Annotated in this window: 15 protein-coding genes, 1 pseudogene and 1 other annotated feature; of the genes and pseudogenes, 6 read left to right on the forward strand and 10 right to left on the reverse strand. The window is 40.9% G+C overall.

What is annotated here, in order from left to right; translation table 11 throughout:
• Positions 1 to 92: 92 nt before the first annotated feature.
• Complete coding sequence (locus ACFPA1_RS17195) at positions 93 to 893, forward strand: NAD kinase (protein WP_213144601.1); 801 nt, start codon at positions 93 to 95, stop codon at positions 891 to 893.
• A gap of 41 nt (positions 894 to 934) precedes the next feature.
• On the opposite strand, the gene rarD is transcribed toward ACFPA1_RS17195, so the two are convergent.
• The 7 genes from rarD to refZ all read right to left on the reverse strand — a co-directional run bounded on the left by rarD (position 935) and on the right by refZ (position 9135).
• Positions 935 to 1864 (reverse strand): EamA family transporter RarD, encoded by a 930-nt coding sequence (rarD, locus tag ACFPA1_RS17200; RefSeq protein WP_213144600.1) that lies wholly within the window; start codon positions 1862 to 1864, stop codon positions 935 to 937.
• Positions 1865 to 2010: 146 nt separating this feature from the next.
• Positions 2011 to 3597, reverse strand: a complete 1587-nt coding sequence (gene mbcS, locus ACFPA1_RS17205; protein ID WP_213144599.1) for an acyl-CoA synthetase MbcS — start codon at positions 3595 to 3597, stop codon at positions 2011 to 2013.
• A gap of 137 nt (positions 3598 to 3734) precedes the next feature.
• A complete protein-coding gene (locus ACFPA1_RS17210; protein ID WP_378584308.1) occupies positions 3735 to 3938 on the reverse strand; it encodes a small, acid-soluble spore protein, alpha/beta type in 204 nt (67 codons plus the stop codon).
• A gap of 97 nt (positions 3939 to 4035) precedes the next feature.
• Complete coding sequence (thiI, locus tag ACFPA1_RS17215) at positions 4036 to 5244, reverse strand: tRNA uracil 4-sulfurtransferase ThiI (RefSeq protein ID WP_213144597.1); 1209 nt, start codon at positions 5242 to 5244, stop codon at positions 4036 to 4038.
• On the reverse strand, positions 5241 to 6386 hold the full coding sequence (locus tag ACFPA1_RS17220) for a cysteine desulfurase family protein (RefSeq protein ID WP_213144596.1): 1146 nt from the start codon (positions 6384 to 6386) through the stop codon (positions 5241 to 5243). The genes thiI and ACFPA1_RS17220 overlap by 4 nt, the downstream gene beginning before the upstream one ends.
• A gap of 179 nt (positions 6387 to 6565) precedes the next feature.
• Positions 6566 to 8254 carry a septation ring formation regulator EzrA gene (gene ezrA / locus ACFPA1_RS17225; protein WP_213144595.1) on the reverse strand — a complete coding sequence of 563 codons (1689 nt, stop codon included), beginning with the start codon at positions 8252 to 8254 and terminating at the stop codon, positions 6566 to 6568.
• A gap of 248 nt (positions 8255 to 8502) precedes the next feature.
• A complete protein-coding gene (gene refZ, locus ACFPA1_RS17230) occupies positions 8503 to 9135 on the reverse strand; it encodes a forespore capture DNA-binding protein RefZ (RefSeq protein ID WP_213144594.1) in 633 nt (210 codons plus the stop codon).
• 152 nt (positions 9136 to 9287) lie between these two features.
• Here refZ and ACFPA1_RS17235 point away from each other — a divergent pair, with 152 nt between their 5' ends.
• Positions 9288 to 9767 carry a GAF domain-containing protein gene (locus ACFPA1_RS17235; protein ID WP_213144593.1) on the forward strand — a complete coding sequence of 160 codons (480 nt, stop codon included), beginning with the start codon at positions 9288 to 9290 and terminating at the stop codon, positions 9765 to 9767.
• 24 nt (positions 9768 to 9791) lie between these two features.
• Here ACFPA1_RS17235 and ACFPA1_RS17240 read toward each other — a convergent pair.
• Positions 9792 to 10163: pseudogene (locus tag ACFPA1_RS17240) on the reverse strand (PLP-dependent transferase); the annotation flags it as partial.
• 297 nt (positions 10164 to 10460) lie between these two features.
• On the opposite strand from ACFPA1_RS17240, the gene rpsD reads away from it, so the two are divergent.
• A complete protein-coding gene (gene rpsD / locus ACFPA1_RS17245; protein ID WP_213144592.1) occupies positions 10461 to 11063 on the forward strand; it encodes a 30S ribosomal protein S4 in 603 nt (200 codons plus the stop codon).
• A gap of 125 nt (positions 11064 to 11188) precedes the next feature.
• Here the strand turns inward: rpsD and ACFPA1_RS17250 are convergent, their stop codons facing one another.
• Positions 11189 to 13936 carry a transglycosylase domain-containing protein gene (locus tag ACFPA1_RS17250; RefSeq protein WP_213144591.1) on the reverse strand — a complete coding sequence of 916 codons (2748 nt, stop codon included), beginning with the start codon at positions 13934 to 13936 and terminating at the stop codon, positions 11189 to 11191.
• A gap of 146 nt (positions 13937 to 14082) precedes the next feature.
• Positions 14083 to 14296, forward strand: a binding site (T-box leader).
• 43 nt (positions 14297 to 14339) lie between these two features.
• On the opposite strand from ACFPA1_RS17250, the gene tyrS reads away from it, so the two are divergent.
• Together tyrS and ACFPA1_RS17260 are read left to right on the forward strand one after the other, a co-directional pair.
• Complete coding sequence (gene tyrS, locus ACFPA1_RS17255) at positions 14340 to 15599, forward strand: tyrosine--tRNA ligase (protein WP_213144590.1); 1260 nt, start codon at positions 14340 to 14342, stop codon at positions 15597 to 15599.
• Between the two features lie 106 nt (positions 15600 to 15705).
• Positions 15706 to 15900, forward strand: coding sequence for a DUF6954 family protein (locus ACFPA1_RS17260; RefSeq protein WP_213144589.1), 195 nt, complete (start codon positions 15706 to 15708; stop codon positions 15898 to 15900).
• Positions 15901 to 16021: 121 nt separating this feature from the next.
• On the opposite strand, the gene acsA is transcribed toward ACFPA1_RS17260, so the two are convergent.
• A complete protein-coding gene (gene acsA / locus ACFPA1_RS17265; RefSeq protein WP_213144588.1) occupies positions 16022 to 17740 on the reverse strand; it encodes an acetate--CoA ligase in 1719 nt (572 codons plus the stop codon).
• 195 nt (positions 17741 to 17935) lie between these two features.
• Here acsA and ACFPA1_RS17270 point away from each other — a divergent pair, with 195 nt between their 5' ends.
• The gene (locus ACFPA1_RS17270; RefSeq protein WP_213144587.1) at positions 17936 to 18568 is read left to right on the forward strand and encodes a GNAT family N-acetyltransferase; all 633 of its coding nucleotides are present in this window, start codon (positions 17936 to 17938) and stop codon (positions 18566 to 18568) included.
• Positions 18569 to 18589 lie beyond the last annotated feature (21 nt).

An 18589-nucleotide genomic window follows, 5' to 3' on the forward strand; every position in this document is an offset into this window, starting at 1 on the left:
ATGCTAAACTAATTTGAGATTACTATTATTTTATCAAAATTTGGATTTTAACAGGACTATAATAGTTTAATTTTTTCCAGGAGGTCTAATATATGCCAGAAAGGCAAATGATTTATTATGATTATAAACACGATAACGATACCCTCATTAAAGCCGCCCCTCTTTTTGAAGCCACTGAACGCTATGGTTTTACGATTGTCGATGATTATCGTAAAGCAAATATCATTGCTAGTATCGGGGATGACGGGGCTTTTCTTCAGGCCGTCAGAAAAACCGGTTTTCGGGAAGATTGCCTATATATGGGGATATCCACAAAAAACAATTTAAATATGTACTGTGATTTTCGTATTGGCGAAACCTCAAATATGATTAATGCCATGCTGAAAGAACAGTTGGAGGTCCGCCGCTACCCGCTTATCGACGTTTCTGTAGATGGGAAAGGAACTTTTACGTGTCTCAACGAATTCAGCATCCGCTCGTCCATTATTAAAACTCTTGTCATTGATGTTTTTGTGGATGATGTGCATTTCGAAACCTTCCGTGGGGATGGACTGATTGTGGCGACACCAACGGGAAGCACTGCCTATAATAAGTCAGTGCGGGGTGCGGTCGTTGATCCGCTTCTCTCCTGCATGCAGGTAAGCGAGGTTGCTTCAATTAACAACAACAATTACCGGACACTTGGCGCATCGTTTATTTTGAGCGGAGAAAGGGCGCTTACACTTAAAGTTGTTTCAGAGGAAAATGATTACCCGACCATGGGAATGGATAATGAAGCACTTAGCATTCGCCATGTTGATAAAATCAAAATTCAGTTAAGTGATAAAAAATTAAAAACGCTAAAATTAAAGGACAACTCCTTCTTTGAAAAGGTAAAGAGAACTTTCTTGTAAAAAAAAGAGCGGCTGACTAAAAAGTCAGGCGCTCTCATTTTCTATATTGCTCTTTTTTCTTTTCTCCATTTGAACTGTTTTCCCGGTAGTAGCTTTGTTTTGGATAGGGAGTAGATGGTTAATGCTGACCAAATGAAGATGAAGGATAGCAATTGCACTTTTGAAAAATGTTCATTATATACAAAAATCCCTAAAAGTAAGGTGAGTGTCGGTGCAATATATTGCAAAAAGCCAAGTAATGATAATGGAATTTTTTGCGCTCCCTTTGCAAAATATAAAAGAGGTACTGCTGTTGCGACACCTGCCCCTATTAAGAGCAAATCCGTGCCAATTCCTTTATGCAAAAACGCCATGGACCCGTTGATAAACAAATATCCTATATAAATAACTGCAAGCGGTGTAACCACTAGTGTCTCTAAAGTCAATCCGACGGATGATTCAACGTTAACAAGCTTTTTTACAAGCCCGTATAATCCAAACGTCAGCGCCAAAACAATGGCAACCCACGGGAATGTGCCATGGGAAATGCTGATGATTAATACGCCAATGGCTGCCAGCCCAAAGGATATATATTGATAAAATGATAGCTTTTCTTTCAGGACAATCATTCCCAATAAAATACTGACCAGTGGATTTATATAATATCCAAGGCTTGTTTCAATCATATGGCCATTATTGACCGCCCAAATGTAAGTAAACCAGTTTACACTAATTAACAAGGACGCCAATATTAATGCGTACATTTGTTTTTTATTTTTCGCGAAGCCTCTTAAAGTCTCTGTAAATAGTCCCATTTTCCTCGTGAAAATAAGTATTAAAAGCATTAAAACAAACGACCAAACAACACGGCTGGCAAGGATTTCTTCCGCTTGCACATCCCCTAAAAGTTTCCAATATATTGGCAGCAATCCCCAAAGCAAATAGGAAACAGCGGCATAAATAACCCCTTGCTGCGTTTCATTCTTATTCATTAATTCCGCATCCCCAATTCTTTCTATTCTCGAAATACTCCTTATTATAACTTGAAACAGCAATGATTAGGGATTTTTCTGCCTGACAAATTTTTCATTCTATTCTTAAAGGCACGCGGTTTACCGTGTGCCTTTAAGAAACCATTTTATAGATTTTTGGCTGATTCCAATTCCTTTTGACGCAGCTCGATTCTTCGTATTTTTCCAGAAGTGGTCTTTGGTAGTTCTGGGATATACTCTATTTTTCTTGGATACTTATATGGCGCTGTCAGCGTTTTGACATGCTCCTGAAGGGTTTTTGTCAATTCAGGATCAGCTTGGTTCACATTCTCTGTTAGAACAACAAAGGCTTTAACGATATTTCCACGGACTTCATCTGGACTTGCCACGACCGCACATTCTTTGACAAACGGGTGCTTAACAAGGGCATCCTCCACTTCGAATGGTCCAATCGTATAGCCGGAGCTGATAATGATATCATCGCCTCGTCCTTCAAACCAGAAATAGCCGTCTTCATCCATTTTCGCTTTATCTCCGGTGACATAATAATCACCACGGAATTGCATGGCTGTTCTTTCAGGATCTTTATAGTAGTTTTTAAACAGGGCAGGGGTTTCGACGTGTACAGCAATATCGCCTACTTCACCAACGCCGCAAACTTGACCTTCTTCATTAATGATTTCAACGCGATTGCCAGGCGTTGGTTTGCCCATGGAACCTGGTTTCAACTCCATACCTTTTGTAACTCCAACAAGCAATGTATTTTCTGTTTGACCATAGCCATCTCGAACATCCAAATGGAAATATTTACGGAATGTATCAATAACCTCACGATTTAGCGGTTCGCCAGCTGATACAGCACTATGAAGATTTGGAAGCTGATAGTCAGCTAAATTATCGACCTTCGCCATTAAACGATATTCGGTTGGTGTACAGCATAATACATTGACGTCATATTTCTGAAGAAGGCTTAAATATTTTTGCGGCTCAAATTTGCCGTTGTAAACGAATCCTGTTGCCCCTGACCCTAATACCGACAGGAAGGGACTCCAAATCCACTTTTGCCACCCAGGGCCGGCAGTCGCCCAAACCGTATCGCTTTCTTCAATGCAAAGCCACTTGGCTGCTGCTGTCCGTAAGTGTGCAAAAGCCCATCCATGCGTGTGAACAACCCCTTTAGGGTTGCCTGTAGTACCAGAGGTATAGGATAAGAAAGCCATGTCATCACGGTTGGTTTCCGCAAGAAGAAATTCATCTGATGCTTCTTTCATTTCAGCATCCAATCGTTTCCACCCTTCCACGTCGGCCCCGATTGTGAACTTGACTAGTTTTTGTACTTCTGCAATGTCTTTAAATTGGTCGACATATGGATAATAGCTAATGAGTGCTTTTACATCACCATGGGTAATACGGTACTGAAGGTCCTTCTCCCTTAGCATTTCCGAGCTTGGGATTACAACCATACCTGCTTTTAATGCAGCCAGATAGACAACGTATGCCTCAATCAGCCGCGGGACTATGACAAGAACTACATCGCCTTTTTGTAACCCATTCTGGGCAAAGACATTGCAGGCTTGATTTACTTGCTTCATTAAATTTTCATATGTAATTTCTTTTGTTTCACCTGATTCATTTTCCCATTTAAGGGCTAATTTGTGTGGGTCCTTCGCAAACTGCTCAACCTCGGCAACAAGATTGTATTTTTCAGGTGCAATTAAATCTTCCCGCTTCATTAATATCCCCTCCACTTGGTAACAATGTATTATATTTGATGTTATTACCTAGTCCTAATTATACGCCCTTTTCTGAAAAATAAAAAGAGAGAGCGAGAAAAAATCCCGCTCTCTGTAGCCATCATATTCTTTTTTAATTAACGAGCAAATCCGCCGCCTAATTGTGATTCAGCCATTTGAACTAGACGTTTTGTGATTTCACCACCAACAGATCCGTTAGCGCGTGAAGTAGTGTCTGCACCAAGGTTTACGCCAAATTCTTGAGCAATTTCATATTTCATTGCATCAAGAGCTTGTTGAGCACCGTTTACTACCAATTGGTTAGAGTTGTTGTTAGCCATCTATACTCACCTCCTTGTGAGTATAGAATGTGTAGAACACTAACGCTTCATGCAAAATTAGAATTGGTAAATGTTCACAAAATATACTTAAATACGTTTAAAATAATTCACTGAATTCCGAATGAGGTTCACTGTCAGGTTTTATTAAAAGCGTTTCAACTTCCTGTACAGCCTCTTGAATTAATGGGTCAAAATCGAAATAACTTTCGTATTGATTCACTTTTTCTCTTTTTGGCTTTGTTTTCGGTGATGCTGGCACAAAAATAGTGCAGCAATCTTCATACGGCCGATTGGAAATTTCAAGTGTATCAATTTCACTCGCGATTTTTATAATATCCGTTTTGTCCATTGAAATCAAGGGACGTAAAATCGGTGTATTTGTCACTTCATTAATCGCATACATGCTCTCAAGTGTTTGGCTGGCAACCTGGCCAAGGCTTTCGCCGGTAACAATGGCCAACCCCTCTTGTTTTATGCGGATTTCATCCGTAATGCGGAGCATCATTCTTCTTGTTGAAGTCATCGTATAATTTTCAGGTACCTGTTCGCGGATGGCCTGCTGAACATCGGTAAATGGCACAATATGAAGCTTTAATGAGCCGCCTGCCATCTCGGCCAGTTTCTTTGAAAGGTCAATAACTTTTTCTTTCGCACGTTCACTAGTAAACGGCGGACTGAAAAAATGAACTGCTTCAATTTCCAGGCCACGCTTCATTGCCATATATCCCGCTACCGGGCTGTCAATTCCTCCGGAAAGCATCAACATGGCTTTACCGCTTGATTCTGAAGGAAGTCCACCCGCTCCTTTTATCGTTTCGCAGGACAAATAAACGGCCTCTTTACGTACCTCTACCCGTAAATTAATATCGGGATTTCGAACATCCACCTTAATCCCGGGTATGTTTGTTAATAAATGGCCGCCTATAGCATTATTAATTTCATCTGTATTCAGATCAAAGGTTTTATCTGATCTTTTGGCTGTTACCTTAAAAGTTTTCCCCTCTTTATAGAGAGACTTTACTAATGTTAAAGACACTTCTTTAATGGACTCCATTTCCCTCTCGACCTTTATGGCCGGGCTGAAGGACTGAATCCCAAATATATTCTTTAATTTTTTGATGATTTCTATCCCGTTTTCTCCATTTAATAGGACATACATCCGATCGCGGCTAGCTTCAATTTTGATATTTGGAAACGGGGTAAGGGCAATTCTCACACTTTTTCTAAGTTTATCAACAAACTTATTGCGATTTCTTCCCTTTGTAGATATTTCCCCGTAGCGGATTAATATACGGTCATAATTCATTTATTCATTACCCTTCCTAAATGTTTTACTGTTTCCTCTATCGCTAAGATCGCCTTCCTTGCTTCTTCTTCTGTATTGTCAAAGGAAAGGCTGATTCTTATTGCACTTTCAGCAAGGTCTTCAGGCACTCCCATTTGAAGCAAAGTATTGCTAGGGGCCTTCTTTTTTGAAGAGCATGCACTCGTGGTCGATACAAAAATGTTTTTCTGCTCAAGTGCATGAATGAACACTTCTGATTTGATCCCTTTTAAAGAAAAATTTAAAATATGCGGTGCTGAGTTTTCTATCGGAGTATTGATTTGAATCTGTTCCATTTCATTTAACTTATCTCTTAACAGGTTTTTAAGCTTAACCATGCTCTCCATTGCTTCAGCACTTTTATCCAGTGTCATCCTGAGTGCTTTGGCCATTGCAACTGCACCGGCGACATTTTCCGTACCACTACGGATTTTCCGTTCCTGATTTCCTCCTAAAAAAAGCGGTGCTATCCTGACTCCTTCCCGAATAAAAAGGGCACCTGTCCCCTTTAATCCATGGATTTTATGAGCCGATATGGATAATAAATCTATCCTGCTTTCATATATGTTTATAGGAACCTTGCCAATTCCCTGAACCGCATCAACGTGGAATATAACGGATGGATAGCTTTTTAACATGTCCCCTATTTCCTTAATGGGCTGAATTGTACCAACCTCATTATTGACCTTCATGATAGACACCAAAATAGTATCTTTTCTTATCGAGCTTTTTACATCGTCGGCAGATACACGCCCATCTTTATCAACAGGGAGGCGGGTTATTTCAAAGCCTTCCTGCTCAAGCTGCTCCATTACAGTTAGAACAGATGGATGCTCCACACTTGATGTAATCAGGTGGCGCCCCCTGTTTCGGTTACCTAAAGCTGCCCCTTTAATGGCAAGGTTATTGCTCTCTGTACCACCCGAGGTAAAATATAATTCATTCGTTTTAACCCCAATGAGCTTGGCTGTTTGTTCTCTTGCCTGGGAAAGAAGCTTTTCTGCCTGTCCCCCGAAACCGTGCAATGAAGAGGGATTCCCAAAATATTCACTCGAAACAGTTAGAAATGAGTTCAATACTTCCTTATATGGTTTAGTTGTTGCACTATTATCAAAATAAATCATGGTTTACAACCTTCCTTTAACACCTCTGCCGAAATAAATCTTACCATAAATTATTATCTTGAAAAAGCAAATAAAAAATTGCTGATTGGCGAGTCCGATAGGATGTAGACAGAAGCGTAGTTGAATTTATACTTTCTTATTAGCCAAAGAAAAAAAACCGATATGACAATCGGTTTTTCCTAATCAATGGTTACAGGTGTCTTTATTTTTTTTAATGCGTCCGGGTCGATCCCCTCGATCGTAGCAGCAGCCTGCTCTAACGCCTCTTGATAATCATAACGGCGAAAAGCCTCTTCTGCATTCCTTAATCCATTTGCAACAGAAGGATACTGACTCCGGTATCGATTCCCGTATTGGATTGCCTTCTCAGCAAGCGTAACATTTTCTATCAATTCCAAAGTAGTATTTACCAATTTATCAACTGATAGAACAGCAATCTCTAAATACTGATTTAGTGCCGCTATATTAAGTGGCTTTTCCTCGAGCTGGTATCTGACATTTTGGATGCTCTCGTTCGTATCCTCCAATAAATACCGATATTCTTCAGGCAGTCCTGGAACATTTTGTTTTTGAACAAGGCGGAAGGTTTCTCCAACCTTTTTCGCCAATTCTTGGACTTTGTCTCTTGCTTCCAGTTCGTCCTTCCTAAGGGCTTGAAGTTTAAAGGCAAAGGTTTGCTGCTCCTCACGTATGAGGTCTAAGTGTTCCTTTATTTCATTTAACTCTTCACCCATGATGGACTGAGCTGTTTGGTTTTGCTTTATTTTCTCTGATAATATTTCATAGCGTTTATAAACAGCCTCAAGCTCTCTTTCCAAATTGTTCAGTGTTTCCAAATCCTGATCAGCCAATTGGTAGGTAGCCTGTACATGAAGGACTTCCGATGCGAGATATTTATTCACTTCTTCCGCCTCAGCAAGCAGACTGCTGGCAGTCTGTTCATTTTTCTTTACAAAATGCTTGGCATGTACCTCTTTTTCTAAAAGGTCCAAAAGAATATCGACCCGCTGTTTTATTTCTTTATTTCCATCCTGAGCCTGATCAACTTCGCTTTTTTCAACTAAAGCTAAATTTTCTCTGATTTTTTCCTCGAGACGCTCTATTTCTGTTTCCACATGGACATGTTCTAAATAGTACCCCTGTTCCATCATTTCCCGTAAACCAGACCTTACCTCGGCCAACTGGTTTGGAATCAGCGACTGACATTCAATTAAAAGTTGCGGAATTAAATCCATATTATTCTTTATACCAGTTAGTTTATCGTGAATGAATAGTACGACTTCACGTGCCTCCAAGTAATTTCCTTGCTCAGTTTTTTCATCGAATTCATGAAATTTCCCCATGACCTCAGTAAGCGCCGCTTCCAGATGCTTCTCGGAATTGCCAAAGCTATGGCGATGCGCGAGCAAGGTTTTCTTTGTCTCTCGATACAGTTCCTTTAATTCCTCAATTTCTACACGGTTCTTTTCCTCACTGCCGACCAGTTCATGAAGCTCTTCGATAATTTTATTAACTTGATTTTCAGTTTCTTGTAATTTTTCCGTGATTTTGCTTTGGGCCTCTTTTGCTTTTTTGAATCTATAGCGGTCTATGTATTCTTCTGCATCAAACAGCATTTCTTCCAAATCCGGCAGCTTGACAGTCACAATATCGTCCCATTCATTCCGCCAGCGCTCAAAAAGCTCCTCTGTTTGTCCGGTCATATTAAGCTGTTTTACTTTAGCCATTTCATCAGGGATTGGTCTATTAAACAAATCAATTTTCCAGGCCTCGAGATGGTCCATTTCTTTAAAATGCTTTTTCTTTATTAGATATCCTAATACAAATATCGCAAGGATAAGGATGAATAACCCTATTATATATTTCACTTGCAAGCCTCCTGTTCCGAACAGCTGTCATTCTCATCTATTTAAAAAATCCGTTAATGATTAAATTCGATGCCTTAATGATACCATGTATACGACAATTTTTGACTAGTAATTTCAATTTTTTTGTAAAAGAAAATCAAAAAAAGCACTCAGCTGTATAAATTCATCATGACAGCCAGTGCTTTACCTTTTTTTAGATCATTTTGAGGGAGCTTTTCAGCTGAGGGCTTTGATTCAAATCCTGAACTCTACTTTATAATCGCTTCTTTTTTTATTTGAACATCGGAACAAAGAGTTTTGTCAATCCATTGATAGAGGTCCTTTAAATATTTTTGCTCGAAAAACTTTTCATTTGGGAAAACATACAGCACTTCTCTCATGTAATGAGTATTCATAAACGGCATCATTAAAAGACCCTTTAACTGGATAATTAAATAAGGAATCGAATGCGGCCGAAATTCATTCCACTCAAAGCCTCTTTCAAATATCTTTTGAAAATAGTACTTTTCCTTCAAGGAATAGGTGGCCATGATTTCTCTTACCATTTGCGAATCAATTGACATTTCCCTGTACACAAAGCTAGCAAGCTGAATGTTTTCCCATTGATAATGGAGCAAGTCCGCTACCACGCGCTTCAGACAAATTGCTGCCCCTTTTTCAATGGTGGCAAAAGCCGCTTCCATTTTATTGATGTACTGTTCAAAAAAATAGGTAAAACAATATTCCAATAGCCCCTCTTTGTTGCCAAAGTAGTAAGCAATGGTGGCCGTATTTACTTTCGCGGCATCAGCGATATCCCTTATCGACGTACCTGAGTAGCCTTTGGAATTGAACAACAAAATAGCAGCTGCAACGACCGAATCCTTTGAACTTTTCTTCATCCCTTTTCCCCCTTTCGAACACAAAATCCCCTAATATAATTGTTCTTTTTCTAGATAAGGATTCCTCTATGAAAAAATCGACAAAGTCTGCTCTTTTTCTTTTCAATCTGCTAAAATAGACTATAAAACTTTAAAAAGCAGGGGGAAAAAGGATGTTTAACGTCGAAATGTACAAAGGGACTCGTGAAGAAAATTATGAATTAGTAAAGAAGCAATTGCATGCCCTCATCCACGATGAAAAAAATCAAATTGCCAATTTGAGCAATGCTTCCTCCTTGTTGAACCAATTTTTAGACCGGATTAATTGGGTCGGCTTTTATTTGATGGAGGACGGGGAGCTAGTGCTTGGACCATTTCAAGGCCTGCCTGCCTGCGTCCGTATTCCGGTTGGAAAAGGTGTATGCGGGACAGCAGTCCAGAAAGCAGAAACGCTTCGGGTCGCAGACGTGCATCAATTCCCGGGCCATATCGCCTGTGATGCTGCATCTCAGTCAGAGATTGTCATTCCACTTGTAAAAGGTGATCAGGTTATAGGTGTCCTAGATATTGATTCGCCGGAAAAAAACCGTTTTGATGAGTTGGACCAAGAAAAGCTTGAGGAATTCGTCTCCATCCTAATCGAACACGTATAAAGAAAACTCGCCATACGGCGAGTTTTATATTTTATCAAGCGCTTGTTCCAAATCCTCTTTTAAGTCCTCCCAAGCTTCAAGACCGACGGAAAGCCGAAGTAATGTATTGTCAATCCCCATTTTTAGCCGTTCTTCTTCTGGTACGACCGCGTGAGTCATTGTCGCCGGATGCTGGATCAATGTTTCCGTGTCTCCCAAACTTACCGCAATTTTAATTAGTTCCAATTGATTCATAAAATGCTGCGCTGTTTCCTTTGTCCCATGAAGTGAAAAGGAAAGCAGCCCGCCAGCTTGTTTCATCTGCTTTTTCATTATGGAATAATCAGGATGTTCCGGGTCACCAGGATAATATATATCCTTTACTTTTGGATGACCTTTCAAAAATTTGAATAGCTTTATGTATAATAAGATTGGTCTGTTAAAATCACCTTATCTGAATGACTTCAGTGTTATAATAAAAATTAGCTTGACTTACCACGAATAAAAATTATATAATACTCTTTGTGTAAAATATTGCAGCCTATGAAACGATTTTAGCTGTTCCATTTTGTTCCTCGCGAGAGCTTCTTGCGAAGGTGCATCGCGTAACCCTTAGCTGCTAGGGCGATGGTGCATGAAAATAAAATGGCTGTTATCGATGTTTCGTTACGGTTTTTATTTTACCAAAATAAAAACTTAAAGGAGGAGTCATTCATGGCTCGATATACCGGCCCAAGCTGGAAATTATCCCGTCGTCTTGGAATCTCTCTAAGCGGCACAGGTAAAGAATTAGAAAAGCGTCCTTACGCTCCTGGACAACATGGTCCAAACCAACGCAAAAAGCTTTCTGAATATGGATTGCAGTTACAAGAGAAGCAAAAGCTTCGTCATATGTACGGTGTTAATGAGCGTCAATTCCGCAACCTATTCGACAGAGCTGGCAAATTAGGCGGCGTTCATGGCGAAAACTTCATGGTTCTTCTTGAGTCTCGTCTTGATAACGTAGTTTATCGTTTAGGTCTTGCACGCACTCGCCGTGCGGCTCGTCAATTAGTTAACCATGGCCACATCTTAGTTGATGGCGCACGCGTTGATATCCCATCATACCGCTTAGCTGCTGGTCAAACAATCAGCGTTCGCGAAAAATCTCGCAACCTTGATGTAATCAAAGAAGCAATCGAAGCAACTAACTTCGTTCCTGATTTTTTAACTTTCGATGCTGACAAATTAGAAGGTACTTTCACTCGCTTACCAGAGCGTTCTGAATTACCTGCTGAAATTAACGAAACTCTTATCGTCGAGTTCTACTCTCGTTAATTTGTATTTAGCATTTGTAAAGCCCCAGAATTTCAATTCTGGGGCTTTTTTTATGTTTTTTGAAAATGCATTTGGAAATAAAAAACAGGAGTCCCAAAATCTAATTTTGAGACCCCCATTAAATGTTATTGTTGAGTTAAAACTCCTACTTCCACTACATTTGAAGGTGCGGATTCATTTCCTGCAATATCAACTGCCGTTACATAGAAGCTTCCGTTTCCAACATTATAGGATAGTGAGGAACCGCTATTGATGCTTGCGATCTTCGCTCCAAAAAATCCACCCTGATAGACACGATAGCCGACGATATCATTGTCTGCCGGTGCGCTCCATGTGAGGGTATTGCCGGATGCGGTCAAGGTGACACCGTCCGGTTTCTTGCCGTTATCGGCCATTTTAGCACTTGAGACAAGCACATTGTCCCATCTGCCCCTGTTTGGAATAAGCTGGCTGATATTTTTAAAGTCATTGCCTACTATTCTGTTGATAAAGTCTGGGTTTAAGATTGTTCCATACTGGGTAAACTCTTTTGGTGTGGAATCAAGAGCCAGATATTTACTATCTCCGATCGTTACATAATTTCCTTCGATTAAACTATCATCGACTTTCGTAGGAACATCTTTGGCATTGAAATAATCACTTTCAACCAAACCTGCCTTTGAACACGCCGCTGACGGAAGCAGGCCGGAAACGGCACAATACGACGTTTTAACAATCCCTTCAGGCATTTGAAAGCTTTCTTTTGGAGCAACTAAATCCGGTTTAATTTTATAAGCCGCATTCATCAGTTCAGCCCAAAGATTATTGGTCCGCTGACTGTAAGACATTCCGCTGGTTTTTAAAGATTTCTGCGTATCATATCCAGTCCAAATTCCAAGTGTTACATTCGGGTTGAAGGCAACAAACCACGAATCAAAATAATTGTTACCAGTACCGGTTTTTCCTGCCCAATCAGCACTGAAATTCAGTTTGCTCTTTACACCTGCTGCTGTACCCATATTTATTACATCCCGCATCATATCAATGGTCAAGAATGCAGTCTGAGGTTTAAAGACATCAACAGGTTTTACTTCATGCTGATAGATAATTTTACCGTCCTTGTCGACAATTTTATCAATCAGGTAAGCATCGATAAATTTCCCGCCATTGGCAAAGGTACTAAAGGCATTTGTATTTTCTTCAACAGTCACGCCGTTATCCAAGGACCCGATAGAGGTAGCCAGGTTCGTGTAGTCCCCTTTTGTTAGCGAGGTAAAGCCCATCTTTTCCAGATACTGTGCTGGACGCTGGTCCACGATTTCAGAGTATAGCTTTACTGCCGGCACGTTATAGGATTTGGCCAAAGCATACCGTGCTGATACTAGCCCGCTATATCTTTTGTCATAGTTATGAGGCCATGGTGTACTTTTGCTTTTATCTAGTCTCAGTTCGACATCCGGAAGCGGGGTTCCCGGCGCCGCTTTTCCGAGTTCAATAGCCGGCCCGTAAACGAGCAGCGGCTTCATCGTCGAACCGTTCTGGCGGACTGCACTGGTAGCGTGATTGAGCTGCTGTTTATTATAATCTCTGCCGCCAACAAAGCTGATTATTTTGCCGGTACTATTTTCAATCAGTTCTGCACCGACCTCAACAGGTTCCATTACGGTTTTCTTTTCACCGGTTTCCGGGTCTTCTTTTTCCTCCGGTTTATCTGGTCCGTAATATTTGTAGTTATCTTTTACCACCTGCATGGCATCATATATATCTTTGTTAATAGTTGTATGAATTTGATAGCCATTTTGCCGCAGGTCATGGCTAGCCATCGTCTTATACTTGTAATAAAGGTTTTCATCTTGTTTTAAATCTTTTTCGGTATGGCCATCTTTCTTAGCCAACCCCGTTGTCAGAACATCAATGGCCCGTTTCTCAATTTCAAATGTCAACCAAGGATAGTTATCAAGCGGATTTGGTACTGACGGAGTAAAATCCTTTGTGATGTCATAGGCGGATGCTTCTGCGTATTGCTTTTCATTAATGTATCCGCCATCGTACATTCTTTTTAAAACTGTTTTCATTCTTGTTATGCCCGGCTCCAGATTATTCTTCACTGTGCCTTCTCGGGTAAATGGGGTATAACCAAACGGACTTTGCGGCAGTCCGGCAATAAAAGCAGCCTCCGGCAGTGTAAGCTCACTAGCATTTTTTCCAAAGATCCCTTTTGCTGCGGCCTGGACACCGGCAATGTTCTGCCCTGATGAATTTCTGCCAAGAGTCGCCACATTTAAGTACGCTTCAAGAATTTCCTTTTTATCGAAAAACTTCTCCAAACGAAGGGCCAGCAAAATTTCATTTGCTTTTCTTTGGAAGGAAACCTCATTGGTTAGAATTTGGTTTTTAATTAATTGCTGTGTTAGCGTGCTTCCGCCCGATTGGATAGGAGAATTGGTCACTTCCTGAAAAAGGGCTCGAAAAACGGCCTTTGGGACGACCCCTTTGTGCTCGTAAAAATATTCGTCCTCCGTAGCGATTACAGCATTGATTACGTTATCGGAGACCTGATTCAATTTGACCTCATCACGGACCAGATCCGACCGTAGTTTTCCAAGATAAACATTATCAGCAAAATATAAGTCCGATGTTTCCGTATAGTTGTAAATATCTTTTTTCATACCTTCGTATGAACGCACGGGTTCATCCTTGACGAGCGAGGCAAAATAACCGGCGCCAACACCTGTTGCAAAAGCCCCTCCAAGGATTACAACCGTTAATAAAAGCAGAAACAGGTTCCAGAAAACCTGATACGTAATCCTGGCACCTTTGACGGTTTTTTTATGAGTAATAAAATTAAGGAGGGAATCAGCTTTTTCCTTCCATATTTGCCACTTTTCTTTCATAGCATCACCTCTAATAAAATCACATCCATTATAGCATATCGGTGGTATAAAATTTGACAAGCTTCTACATTTTTCTGAAATTTCCATTTTACCGTTTGACTTTATCTTTAATATATGTTAAAAAATCAATAAGCATTTTTTTATAATTTAAGGCTTTGAAGGGAATCAATTGTAGTTCTTCTATCCCTGTAAATAGAGAGGCAGCGGCCGGTGAAAGCTGCCACATATAGAAGAGTGAATTACATCCTGGAGCTTTCTCTGTGAAGAAACAGTAGCGGAGAACGGTTTAAACCGTTACTTTTTCAAGTTGGAGGAATTTCCTCAAGCTGGGTGGTACCGCGTATATTTTACGTCCCTGCATAATTGCAGGGGCGTTTTTATTTTTTATTGGAGGTTTTGAGTAATGAACTTATTAGAGGATTTGAAATGGCGGGGCATTATTTATCAGCAAACAGATGAAGAAGGGTTGCAAAATCTTTTAGATAACGAAAAAATTTCCCTCTATTGCGGGACAGACCCAACCGCTGACAGTCTTCATATCGGCCATTTGGTGCCGTTTTTAACACTAAGAAGATTCCAGCAGCATGGACATCGTCCGCTTGTATTGGTCGGAGGCGCAACTGGGCTGATTGGCGACCCGAGCGGTAAAAGCGAAGAACGAAAGCTGCAAACAATCGAAGCGGTTCAGAAAAACGTTGAAGGCATTAAAAAGCAATTAACGGCCATTTTTGAGTTTGAAGGAGAAAATGGCGCAGTTATGGTCAACAACTACGACTGGACCGAGCCCATGAGTGTCATTGCCTTCCTGCGTGATATCGGCAAGCATATCGGTGTCAACTACCTGCTGGCAAAGGATACGATTGCCTCTAGGCTTGAAACAGGGATCTCGTTTACCGAGTTCACCTACACGATTTTACAGGCGATGGATTTCAACCATTTATATGATCATTATAACTGCAAATTACAGGTTGGCGGCAGTGACCAGTGGGGGAACATTACCTCAGGTCTTGAGTTAATTCGGAAAATGCATAACGAAGAGACGAAAGCCTTTGGGCTGACAATTCCGCTTGTAACCAAATCCGACGGTACCAAGTTTGGAAAATCAGAAGGCGGCGCTATCTGGCTCGACCCGGAAAAAACCACTCCTTACGAGTTCTACCAGTTCTGGATTAACACAGCCGATGCCGATGTGGTGAAATACTTGAAGCTGTTTACCTACCTTTCTCGTGAGGAAATTGAACAATTGGAAGTCTGTGTCCAAGAAGAGCCGCATCTCCGTAAAGGCCAAAAGGCACTGGCGGAAGAGATGACACGTCTGATTCACGGAGAGGATGCACTAAAGCAGGCCATCAAGATTTCCGAAGCACTATTTAGTGGAGACGTTCGCAGTTTATCGGCTGCCGAAATCAAGCAGGGCTTTAAAGATGTACCGTCTTACGCGCTTCAAAATGAAGAGGAAAATAATTTGGTTGAGCTATTAGTAGCGGCAAAGATCTCTCCTTCCAAGCGCCAGGCTCGTGAAGATATTTCAAATGGTGCCATTGCCATTAATGGAGAAAAGGTAACTGATACCTCTTATACTCTTCAGGAAACTGACAAAATTGAAGGCCAGTTTACGATTGTCCGAAGAGGGAAAAAGAAATATACGTTAATTAAATATTAATTGGTATAAAGGGGCTTTGGGACTGCAACCCAAAGTCCTTTTTATTTGTAACAGCTTTTTTCTTTTCAACGTCAATATATAAAAAGGAAATTTGGAGGTGAAAGTAGTGAGAATTTTAGTACACGCTGTTTTTATCCTTCTCATTGGCTTGGTTACGTTTTTTGGCCTTGGTCCTGTTCTTTTGGCAGATGGAAGCATGCGGGAAAGATTGGTCACGGGAGTAATTGTTTTGGTAATTTATCTAATCTTGGGATTCGGCTATCGAAAGGGAATTGGCTGGGCCGAACGCAAACGGAATTAGCATATATCAGCGAATTTTTACCATTTATCAGCGAATCCAAAAGAAGGATTTAATACCAACAAAAAAAGAGGCTGCTCCAGTCATCAATTGGATTCAGCCTCTATCTTTATATCTTTAAAAATTAGTCTTCCATCGTCGATAAATCACCAGTCGGCAAATTTAACTCCCATGCTTTCAAAACACGTCTCATGATCTTGCCGCTTCGTGTTTTTGGCAGCTTGTCACGGAAATCAATTTCACGAGGTGCGGCATGTGCTGCCAGACCTTTTTTGACGAACTGTCTAATTTCCTCTTTAAGCTCTTCAGTTGCCACATAACCATCCCTTAACGCGATGAAGGCTTTAATAATTTCCCCGCGCACAGGATCCGGTTTTCCGATAACCCCTGCTTCAGCAACTGCTGGGTGTTCAACAAGCTTGCTTTCCACTTCAAATGGACCTACACGCTCTCCAGATGTCATGATGACGTCATCGACGCGGCCTTGGAACCAGAAGTAGCCATCCTCATCCATGTACGCAGAGTCTCCAGAGACATACCAGTCACCTGGCATGAAATACGACTCGTATTTCTCAGGATTGTTCCAGATCGTATGCATCATCGAAGGCCAGCCTTTTTTAATTGCAAGGTTCCCCATTCTGTATGGCGGAAGCTCGTTACCTTGATTATCAACAATCGCCGCCTCAACGCCAGGGATTGGCTTCCCCATCGAACCAGGCTTGATTTCCATGCAAGGATAGTTACTGATTAACTGGGCACCAGTTTCTGTCATCCACCAGTTATCATGAATTCTCTTATTGAATACCTTGGCACCCCATTTTACCACTTCTGGGTTTAATGGCTCACCAACACTCAAGACATGGCGAAGACTGCTTAAATTAAATTTCTTAACCAGCTCGTCCCCCGCTCCCATCAGCATCCGGAATGCTGTTGGAGCACTGTACCAAACCGTAACACCGAAGTCTTCAATCATTTGATACCAGGATTCTGGGCTGAAACGTCCGCCGACAATAACATTCGAAGTACCAGTCAGCCATGGGCCAAAGATACCGTATGAAGTTCCTGTCACCCAGCCTGGGTCTGCTGTACACCAGTAAACATCATCCTCTTTTAAATCAAGAACCCATTTAGCTGTTTGATAATGCTGAATCATCGCATTATGCACATGCAGTACGCCCTTTGGCTTACCAGTGGATCCAGATGTGTAATGGAGGATTAATCCATCTGTCCGCTCAACCCATTCAATCTTCAGCTCTTTGCTGGCAGTCTCAAATTTTTCTAAAAAGTTAATGCAATTACCTTGTTCCTCCACATTTTTTCCAACGAGGAAAATATGCTTTAATGCCGGTAAATCCTGGACAGGTACACGGCTTAACAATTCTGGTGTAGTTACTAATACTTTTGCTTCACTGTCTTGTAGACGATCCCTGACAGCCCCTTCCATGAAGGCTTCAAACAATGGGCCAACGATCGCACCAAGCTTAATTGCTCCTAAAACAGTAAAATAAAGTTCTGGAGAACGCGGCATGAAAATAAAGACACGGTCGCCTTTTTCGACATCGCCGTAATTTTTCAGCACATTCCCGGCTTTATTGGAAAGCTCCTTCATTTCCTTAAAAGTATATTTTTCATTTCTCGAAGCATCACGATAATATAATGCCACCTTATTTTTTCTATACGTACCCGCGTGGCGGTCAATCGCCTCGTAAGCCATATTAACAAGGCCTGTCTCACTCCAAGAGAATTCCTTTTCTGTATCTTTCCAGTCAAAATTCTTATATGTTTCTTCATAGTTTCGCAAATTGAAATCCCCTTGGACTACTGGCAGCGCTTCCACTCTCATTCCTATCTCCCCCTCTGAAGTATTTGAGATAATTATAGTACAAATAATAACTATTCACAATTTTAAAAAAACATTTTTTTAAAAAAATATAAACCTAGTGTTTAATTTTTCGAAAATTTAGTGAAAAATCTTTAAAGATATAAATTTCATGTATAATAGAATTGAAGTACCTAGATTTTTTCCAGGGGTGACCAAATGGAGCACAAAAAAACCTATAATGCTAAGGAATTAAAAACTCCTCAAGGCAAATTAATTATTGAAGGCCCTGTCACTGCAGAAAAATTAGCAGGCTATGATTTTCATGAAGACCTTGTTGCGTTTCGCCCCCCTGCCCAGCAGCACGAGGCATTAATCGGGATCGCCGATTTACCGGAAGGAAGAATTATTATTGCGCGGCATCAAAATACAATCGTCGGTTATGTTACCTATTTATACCCGGACCCTCTCGAACGCTGGTCGGAAGGAAAGATGGATAATTTAATAGAATTGGGCGCTATCGAGGTGATCCCTCAATTTAGAGGCTGTGCTGTCGGTAAAAACCTCCTGATTGTTTCGATGATGGATGATGCCATGGAAGACTATATTATTATCACCACCGAGTATTATTGGCATTGGGATTTAAAAGGAACCAAACTCAATGTTTGGGAATATCGAAAAATCATGGAGAAAATGATGAATGCCGGCGGTTTGGAATGGTATGCGACTGATGACCCGGAAATCTGCTCCCACCCAGCCAACTGTTTGATGGCCAAAATGGGCAAACGAATCGATAATGAATCCATTCAGCGTTTCGATCGTCTTCGTTTTATGAATCGATTTATGTACTAAACATGATTGAACTATAGAGAA

The sequence above is a fragment of the Neobacillus sp. GCM10023253 genome (genome assembly GCF_042653105.1).
Classification (GTDB): Bacteria; Bacillota; Bacilli; order Bacillales; family Cytobacillaceae; genus Neobacillus; species Neobacillus citreus.